This window comes from Pedobacter sp. ASV12 (genome assembly GCF_016429155.1).
Taxonomy (GTDB): domain Bacteria; phylum Bacteroidota; class Bacteroidia; order Sphingobacteriales; family Sphingobacteriaceae; genus Pedobacter.
The window spans coordinates 1-2408 of record NZ_JAELUC010000165.1 but is presented as its reverse complement, the minus strand read 5'-3'; the positions used below and the strand labels follow the sequence as shown (position 1 = coordinate 2408).

3 protein-coding genes are annotated in these 2408 nt (G+C 45.5%); all 3 read left to right on the top strand.

Annotated elements, in window-relative coordinates; genetic code table 11:
• Positions 1 to 1353: UDP-N-acetylglucosamine 4,6-dehydratase family protein (locus tag JHD69_RS19465; protein ID WP_199142003.1), on the top strand; the 1353-nt coding region annotated here is incomplete at its 5' end.
• 30 nt (positions 1354 to 1383) lie between these two features.
• A complete protein-coding gene (locus JHD69_RS19460; RefSeq protein ID WP_199142002.1) occupies positions 1384 to 1791 on the top strand; it encodes a hypothetical protein in 408 nt (135 codons plus the stop codon).
• A 76-nt stretch (positions 1792 to 1867) separates the two neighbouring features.
• On the top strand, positions 1868 to 2408 hold a 541-nt coding region (locus JHD69_RS19455), incomplete at its 3' end, for a hypothetical protein (RefSeq protein ID WP_199142001.1).

The window sequence follows — 2408 nt, the reverse complement described above, 5'->3', positions numbered from 1 at the left end:
CCCCCCCCCCCCCCCCCCCCCCCCCCCCCCCCCCCCCCCCCCCCCCCCCCCCCCCCCCCCCCCCCCCCCCCCCCCCCCCCCCCCCCCCCCCCCCCCCCCCCCCCCCCCCCCCCCCCCCCCCCCCAAACAAATTTTTTTGTCGTGGTTCGTCGGCAGCGTCAGATGTGTATAAGAGACAGTCCTTCGTCAGACAAGTGGCTCTACGGAAAGCTTGACAGCAATCAGCTTAAAGACTTAAAAATAGACGATTTGTTAGAACGCGAGCCCATTAAGCTCGATAAAAAGAATATCCTGAAGGAACTAAAGGGCAAGCGGATCCTGATTACGGGTGCTGCAGGTTCTATCGGTTCTGAAATTGTAAGGCAGGCCCTAAACTATGATCCTAAACTGTTGGTGCTTTGCGATCAGGCCGAAACGCCGTTGCATGACCTGAGGTTAGACCTTGAAGATAGCCACCAATCGGATAAGATAAAGATTTTTATGGCTAATATCCAGAATTCCGACCGCCTCAGGACCATGTTCGAATGTTACAAGCCAGAAATTGTTTTCCATGCGGCGGCTTATAAACATGTGCCGATGATGGAAGAGAACCCATCAGAAGCCATTCTGACCAATGTGCTGGGCACCAAAAACTTGGCTGATATTTGTATGGAATTCGGAGTAGAAAAATTTGTAATGATTTCTACAGATAAGGCGGTAAAGCCCACTAATGTAATGGGGGCTTCTAAACGACTAGCCGAAATCTATATCCAGTCGCTAAGCAATGCCGAAAGTGTTGCGGGGAGCCATCAAACACGTTTCGTTACCACTAGGTTTGGCAATGTTTTGGGCTCAAATGGTTCGGTTATACCCAGGTTTAAAAGCCAGATTGACAAACGCATTCCAATCACCGTTACGCATCCCAATATTACCAGGTATTTCATGACCATTCCAGAGGCCGTAGACCTGGTAATGGAGGCCGGCTCGATGGGTAAGGGCGGAGAGATTTTTCTGTTTGATATGGGCAAACCCATTAAAATAATCGATTTGGCCCTGAACATGATCAAATTAGCCGGATTAAAGCCTTATGTAGATATCGATATTGTTTTTACTGGTCTCCGTCCGGGCGAAAAAATCTTTGAAGAGCTGCTGCTTTTAGAAGAAAAAACCATGCTTACCCATCATCCTAAAATCAAAATCTCTCAAAATGTAACCTTTAATTACTTGTATGTCAATCAGCTCATTAAAGACCTGATTGACATTAACCAAAAGGGAGATGATTACCGCATGGTCAAAAAAATGAAAGAAATTCTGCCAGAGTTTGTCAGCAATAACTCTTGTTACGAAGAGCTAGATCTGCTCGAGGCCAATTAATCTATAAGTTTTTCACTCAAACGCATCAACATGAATATCAATGTAGGGCACGTTCTTGAACAGGCTGTTCGAATGGAGCGGATAGGAATTAGCGAGCTGTCTCGTAAGCTTAAAGTAAGCAGAAGAACAATTTACAATTGGTTTAGTCAAGAAAACCTCAATCCGCACATCATTTTAAAGGTTGGCGATGTCATTGGGCACGATTTTACTGGCGAGTTGCCAGAAAAATTCATCAAGAACCATCAGCATTTACTCGATGCCGAAGAACCTGCCTTGCTTAATGCAAATGGGCTGAATGCAGATCATAACTCGGTTTATTTTTGGATGAATAAATATGTCGGTCTTTTAGAAAAGTATAATGAACTTCTCAATCTGATCTCTGAAAATGCTTCCGTAAATGCCGATAAGCACACCTCAAAAAGCCTAATGAACAGATAATAGGCAATGTAGGCAATTGCTCAATATAGCCTAAGGAAAACTTTCTCATTTCACCATTCTTATAAAATTATTGCTCATGAAAGCGCTTGTTATTTTTATCATTCTTATTTTCTTTCAGACCATCATAGCTAGGCCACAGGTTTATAGTGGTACCGGTATCAGGTATAGTGTGGGTATTGAAACAGGTTTGGCCGTAGGCTATTTGGCTACTAAGTATGAAGCACCCCTCGGACTTTCGCTCCAAGCCGATTTTCCGGTAATTGACGGCGTTTTGTTTGGAACGGCCAATGCCGGCTTCAATAATGTTTTTGTAAGGCCTAGCTATAGGCATTTGGTAGAAGACCTTCGGTTGGTTCCATTCAAAGCCGGGCTAAAATATTTCTACAGGAGCAATCTTTATGTCCAATCGGAAATCGGATTTTCATTTCTGTTAAACAAAGCCCCGTGTGTAGAAGGCAAAAACGCCGCCTTTGTTTATGCGCCACAAATTGGGATTATATTTTACCTGCATCAAAACAACTATATAGATGCGGGCTTAAGGTTCTGTCTCTTATACACATCTAAAAGGGGGGGGGGGGGGGGGGGGGGGGGGGGGGGGGGGGGGGGGGGGGGGGGGG